The sequence below is a fragment of the Sphingomonas bacterium genome, from assembly GCF_903644055.1.
In the GTDB taxonomy this organism is placed as follows: Bacteria; Pseudomonadota; Alphaproteobacteria; order Sphingomonadales; family Sphingomonadaceae; genus Sphingomonas_I.
The window spans coordinates 1-5,352 of sequence record NZ_CAHJXD010000129.1 but is presented as its reverse complement, the minus strand read 5'-3'; the positions used below and the strand labels follow the sequence as shown (position 1 = coordinate 5,352).

7 protein-coding genes and 1 pseudogene are annotated in these 5,352 nt (G+C 69.7%); all 8 read right to left on the bottom strand.

The genetic code is table 11. The features are described 5' to 3' along the window. Positions 1-101 precede the first annotated feature (101 nt). Complete coding sequence (locus HUU94_RS05645; protein ID WP_174274124.1) at positions 102-761, bottom strand: hypothetical protein; 660 nt, start codon at positions 759-761, stop codon at positions 102-104. A 221-nt stretch (positions 762-982) separates the two neighbouring features. After that, a complete protein-coding gene (locus HUU94_RS05640; protein WP_254601987.1) occupies positions 983-2,134 on the bottom strand; it encodes a phage major capsid protein in 1,152 nt (383 codons plus the stop codon). 87 nt (positions 2,135-2,221) lie between these two features. Further along, the gene (locus HUU94_RS05635; RefSeq protein ID WP_174274123.1) at positions 2,222-2,416 is read right to left on the bottom strand and encodes a type II toxin-antitoxin system HicA family toxin; all 195 of its coding nucleotides are present in this window, start codon (positions 2,414-2,416) and stop codon (positions 2,222-2,224) included. Between the two features lie 7 nt (positions 2,417-2,423). Next, positions 2,424-2,687: a DUF1902 domain-containing protein gene (locus tag HUU94_RS05630; protein WP_174274122.1), complete on the bottom strand. Its 264-nt coding sequence runs from the start codon at positions 2,685-2,687 to the stop codon at positions 2,424-2,426. Positions 2,688-2,780: 93 nt separating this feature from the next. Beyond that, positions 2,781-3,185 carry an HK97 family phage prohead protease gene (locus HUU94_RS05625; RefSeq protein ID WP_174274121.1) on the bottom strand — a complete coding sequence of 135 codons (405 nt, stop codon included), beginning with the start codon at positions 3,183-3,185 and terminating at the stop codon, positions 2,781-2,783. After that, positions 3,182-3,499, bottom strand: coding sequence for a DUF6127 family protein (locus HUU94_RS05620; RefSeq protein ID WP_438827108.1), 318 nt, complete (start codon positions 3,497-3,499; stop codon positions 3,182-3,184). The genes HUU94_RS05625 and HUU94_RS05620 overlap by 4 nt, the downstream gene beginning before the upstream one ends. A 27-nt stretch (positions 3,500-3,526) precedes the next feature. Continuing rightward, positions 3,527-4,639, bottom strand: coding sequence for a phage portal protein (locus tag HUU94_RS05615; RefSeq protein WP_174274119.1), 1,113 nt, complete (start codon positions 4,637-4,639; stop codon positions 3,527-3,529). Positions 4,640-4,950: 311 nt separating this feature from the next. Then, positions 4,951-5,352 (bottom strand): annotated as a pseudogene (locus HUU94_RS05610) (DNA-packaging protein); the annotation flags it as partial.

The following is a 5,352-nucleotide window of genomic DNA, read 5'->3' as shown; positions in this document are numbered from 1 at the left end:
CAACCATGCGCCCCGCCCCGGCAGCCCCGCCCGCGCCGCGCCCGCCAGCCCCGTCGTCAGCCCGGTCGCCAACAGCGCGCGGCGATCGATCCGCCCGCGCATCAGTTGGCCAGCACTTCGATCACCGCGGTGATCGCCTTCGCGCCCTGCGGGGTGATCGGCCCGCGCGCCTCGATCTCGCCGTAGACGCTCTGCGAACCGCTTGCGCAATCGAAGTTGATCTCGCTGCCCGCGTTGGGCGTGCCGATCCCCTTGACGGCATCCGAAAAGCTGCGGTCGAACGTCACGTCGAGCGCGCCGAGATAATTGCTCTCGCTGGTCAGCCACGCGCCATGATCGCCGTTGGCGAAGCTCGGGGCGAGCTGGTGGAGATGCACGCGCACCGTCGCGCCCGCGAACCCTGTATCCCCGGTCTTCAGCCGCAAGCGCCGCACCATCCCCGTGCCGCCGGCGGCGCGGCACGCCGTCCAGCCGAGCGGCGTCACGCTCGCCGCCGCAGCAGCGTTGGCGATCAGGTTGCCCGAGGCATAAGCCGTCGTACCGACGGGCGTCGTGAAGCTCGCCGAGGCGATGATCGTCGCCGGCGGCGCGATCGGCAGCGGGCTCGCCTTGCCGACGTTGACGATATGGCCGGTGCCGTCGTCATAGCCCTGCGCCTGCTTGCCGCAGGCGCCGATCTGGCACCCGATCGGCTCCTGCGCGCATCCCGCGCCGGCGAAAAGAGCAAGCGCCACCGCGCCGCCCAAGCGGTTGATCCTCATCGTCCAATCTCCGAATATGCGCTGAAACGGCGCGCACGGCATCGGGCAAAGGGAGCAACCCTCCGCCGCACGCGCCGCCTTCTCCCGAAGCTGTCGATGCTCGCGGAGAATCTATATGGATGAGCTCGTCACCCCGGACTTGATCCGGGGTCCCGCTGCCCGCCGATCGAAACAAGCGGGACCCCGGCTCAAGGCCGGGCGACGAAACCCGGCCGTGCCCGTTACGAAGCCGCGAACTTCATCAGCTTGATCGCCTCGCTGTTGCTTACCCCGCCGCCGACGCGCTTGACCGCGTAGAAATGCACGAACGGCTTGTGGCTGAACGGATCGCGCAGGATCGCGGTCTCCTGGCGCTCGGCGATCAGATAGCCCGCCTGGAAATTGCCGAACGCGATCGCCAGCGCGTTCGCGGCGATGTCGGGCATGTCCTCGCTCTCGATCACCGGATAGCCGAGCAGCCGGTCGGCTTGCCCCTCGGTCAGCCCCGGCTGCCAGAGGAAGGCGCCGTCGTTGGTCTTGAACTTGCGGATCACCGCCAGCGTCGCGGCGTTCATCACGAACACCGCCCCCTGCCGATAGGGCGCGCGCAGGCTCTGGACGAGGTCGATCAGCCTGTCTTGCGGATTGCTCGCGGCAAACCCGCCCGCCGCCCCGCTCGCGACATATTGCAGCGAACCGAACGCGCGCGCCGCATCCCCCTCGTTGGTCGTGGAATAGGTCAGGAAGCCGCGCGGCTTGTTGGTGCCGTTGCCCGCGACGAACGCCTGCCCCTCGGCGCGCGCGAACTCGGTCGCGATCTCGCCCGAAAGCCAGCCCTCGACGTCGAACGCCGCATCGTCGAGCATCGCCTGGCTCGCCGCCGGATTGGCGTAGAGCTCGCCGAAGCTCGGCACGATCTCGTGGAACGCGGGCGTCGCGGTCTCGGCGCGCGCGTCGGTCTCCCCCGCCCAGCCCGAAGGCGCGCCGCCGGTGGTGACGAGCTTGCGATAGCCGCCGCTTCCCACCTGGACGACGTTGGCGACCCGCCGGATCGGCGAAATCGCCTTCAGCGTCGCGTCGATGCGGCTGTCGATCTCGCGCGGCACGGCATAGCCGCCCGCGTCGGTCGAGGTGGCGTTGAAGCTCTTGAGCTCGATCCCCGCCTCCACGCCCTTGCGCAGATAGCCCTCGACGAACGCCTTGGTCCCCGCGTCCCGCGCCGAAGCCCCGGCCAACGCGGGCCTGCCCGCGTCCACCGCCGCCCGATCCATCCGCCCGCGCAACTCGGCCATCTCGGCGCGCAGCTCCCCCACCGCCTCGTTCGCCGCCACCGCATCGAACGACGCCTCCAGCGCATCCACGCCCGCGCCCGCATCCATCTTCGTCTCGTACATGCCCGTCTCCTCCACCAAAGAAAAAGGCGCCCCGCTGGAGAGCGGGACGCCTTGGTAATCGCCATAAACTTGAATCGTTCGTGCTGGTCAGAACGCCTTGGGCAGCCCAGCATCCTTCAATGTGCCGTTCGCGGTATGGCGCGACTTCATTCCGTTATCGACCGTGAAGTGGCGGCCATTCACAGGGCTGAACCAGATTTCATGATCCCCGGCGCCTTGGCGATGGAGGGTACATCCCGCCGCCAGCAGCAGCTTCTTGACGTCCTTGCCATAGCCCGCCACGCGCTAATCACACATAGGCGGGAAGACGCACCGGACTGTCGAATACCGGACGCAACGTCATCGACGGACGCATCTCGCCTGGATGGTTTCCGACGATCTCCGCCTCGTTCAGCGCGATCATCTCTTCCGCGCATTCGTCGATACGGCGCATCAGTTCGGTCGCGGTATCGGCCTCGAGCCTCAGCCCGGGGATATCCGATTCCGCGATATACCAAACCGACGCCTCGGCATCGAAAGCCAGATGGATTTGCAGCTCGATCTTGTCGCGCACGGGCAGTCCTAACCTTCGTCTTCGCCGACCGATATTCTTCGGTCGGTTAGATATCGCATTCGGCGCGCCGAACGCAATTGCGGATAGCGGAGTTCATTCTTCCTCCGTCACCGCATGCACCCGCGCCGCAGGCTGCATCGGCATCGTCACCAGCGAAACCTCCACCAGCTCCAGATCGCGCAATTCCCTCGGCCGCTCCCCTACCCCCGCGCGCACCCGATAGCCGAAGCTCAATCCCCCTACCGCGCCGTCCCTCAGCAAAGCAGCCGCTTCGCGCCCCGCCGCCGATCGCGCGCTCAGCCGCCCGATCACGCGCAGCCCGCGCCTGTCCTCGGCGAGCATCTCGATCCGCCCGATCGGCCGGCCCTGCTCGTGCTGCCACAGCAAGGGCACGCGCCCCGGTCCCGCCCTTACGGCTTCGGCGAACGCGCCCGGCCGCACCACGTCGCCGCCCCGATCCACGCGATCGAACAACGCCGCATAGCCCGCGAACCTCATGGAGCCCCCCGCACCATCGCGACCAGCCCCAGCTTCACCGCCAGCCCCATCAGCAGCAGCGCCAGGCAGATCCGCACCACCCAGCCGACCACCTCGTTGCGCGCCGATCGTTTCGCGTCGCGCCACGCCCCCAGCAGTTGCCGCAGCTCGCCGAGATCGCCCCGCGCCGCCGGATCGCTCAGGCCGAGCCGCTCCAGCGCGCGCTCCGCCCCCGCCTCGCTCGCCTCTTCGGCCAGCGCGCGCAGGGTGACGAGGCTCGCCCCCTCGCCCTCCGCCTGCGCGACCAGCCGCGCCAGCATCGCCTGCGTCTCCATCATGATTCTCCTCTGGGCGGCAGCGGATCAAATTTCAGCCCTGAACCCCAGCATCTCGCGCTTCTCCGCCACCGTCAGGAAATCCGCCGCCGTGACCTGCGCCCACAATCCCGCGCGGTCGCTGACCAGCGCGGGGATCTGGTCGAGGTCGGGCTTGATCTCCAGCGCGGGCCACCACGCGCGCAGCGCCTCGACGAGCCCGCCGATGATCTTCTGCACCAGCGGCACGATCGTCATCCGCCACAAGGCGCGATTGGCCTCCGAATAATTGGCATAGGTGTTATCGCCCGGCAGCCCGAGCAGCATCGGCGGCACCCCGAACGCCAGCGCGATCTCGCGCGCCGCCCCCGCCTTCAGCCCGACGAAATCCATGTCGGCCGGCGTCAGGCTCATCGCCTGCCACCTGAGCCCGCCCTCCAGCAGCATCGGCCGCCCGGCGTTGGCCGCACCCGCGAACCCCGCCTCCATCTCGGCGCGCAGCCGCGCATATTGTTCGGGCGAAAGCGCCGCCCCCGCCTCGCCCGGATCGTGGACCAGCGCCCCCGAAGGCCGCGCGGCATTGTCGAGCAAGGCCTTGTTCCAGCGCGCGGCGGCATTGTGCACCGCGACCGCCGCCGCCGCCGCGCCCAGCGATCCCACGCCATAATGATCGTCGATCGGGTTGAGCGCGGAGAGATGCACCAGCCCCGGCCTGCCGCCCGCGTCATGCGCCGGCACCCGCGTCACGCGATCCCCCGCCCGATAGACATAGGCCGCCGGCCAGCCGTGCGCGTCGGTCTCGATCGAGACGCGATCGGGGCGCAGCGCGAACAGCGCGGCGGGCACCCCCTCGGCATCGCCGACGATCTGCACGAAGGCGTTGCCATGGAGCAGGAGCTGCGCCGCCACCGCCTCGATCAGCCCGGCCCGCGCGATCATCGTCTCTACCCGCGCGGCATCGTCGCCCGGCGCATAGACGGGCACGCTCGCCGCCCCCTCGGCGACGATCCGGACCGCGCGCTGCGCCACCGGATTGCCGAGATAGGCCTCGCGCACCTGCGCCTCATAGCCCATCGGCCAATCCCCGCCCCGAGGGCCGCCGAACGCACGCGCCAACGCCGGCCGCGCCGCCTCGGCGGGCCGCTTCCCGAACAACCGCATCTGCAAAACCTCCCTCGCGCCGAAGCGCCGGTAAACGTCATCCCGGCAAAGGCCGTAGCGCGGAGCAAGGAGCGCCACCGCGCCCCCTTAGCCGTCATCCCAGCGAAAGCCGGGATCTCCATCCGCAACAGCCCACGCTGCTTGAGACCCAAATCACGGTTCGTCCGTCACCCCGGCCTTGAGCCGGGGTCCCGCTTCTTCTCCAGCGTCGGCAGGTAGCGGGACCCCGGCTCAAGGCCGGGGTGACGTCTCAGCTTGAACAGGACAGCCTCTCATCATCGAATGTCGATCGCTCCCTGCCATCCCACCCGCTACAAGCTCCGCACCCCCGGCCGTGCCACCCGCTTCCCCAGCATCAGCTCATGCATCGCCCACACCAGCGCGTCCGCGCGATCGGGCGACCGCCCCGGCCCCTCATAGCCGCCGCCCGCGATCAGCCCCGCCATCTCGTCCTCCAGCTCGGTGAACGCGCCGACGTGGAACGCCCGCCCGCCCTCGTACAGCGCCTGCACCGGCTCGGCCCGCGCGCATTTGCCGTGCGCCGCATGGACGCGCCTGACGGCCATCCCCGCGTCGGCGGCGCGCAACACGCTTTCCACCATCGCGCCGCCGTTGTTCGCCTCGGCGATCACCCGGTCCGCGCCGTGGACCGCCGCCGCCGCCGCCACCGCGCGCGCCCAGCCCTCGGGCGATGCGCCCTTCACGCTCGCATC

Coding starts and splice junctions, on each gene's coding strand:
- HUU94_RS05645 (WP_174274124.1), bottom strand. CDS start 761: ATGAGGATCAACCGCTTGGGCGGCGCGGTGGCGCTTGCTCTTTTCGCC.
- HUU94_RS05640 (WP_254601987.1), bottom strand. CDS start 2,134: ATGTACGAGACGAAGATGGATGCGGGCGCGGGCGTGGATGCGCTGGAG.
- HUU94_RS05620 (WP_438827108.1), bottom strand. CDS start 3,499: ATGGAGACGCAGGCGATGCTGGCGCGGCTGGTCGCGCAGGCGGAGGGC.
- HUU94_RS05615 (WP_174274119.1), bottom strand. CDS start 4,639: ATGCGGTTGTTCGGGAAGCGGCCCGCCGAGGCGGCGCGGCCGGCGTTG.
- HUU94_RS05625 (WP_174274121.1), bottom strand. CDS start 3,185: ATGAGGTTCGCGGGCTATGCGGCGTTGTTCGATCGCGTGGATCGGGGC.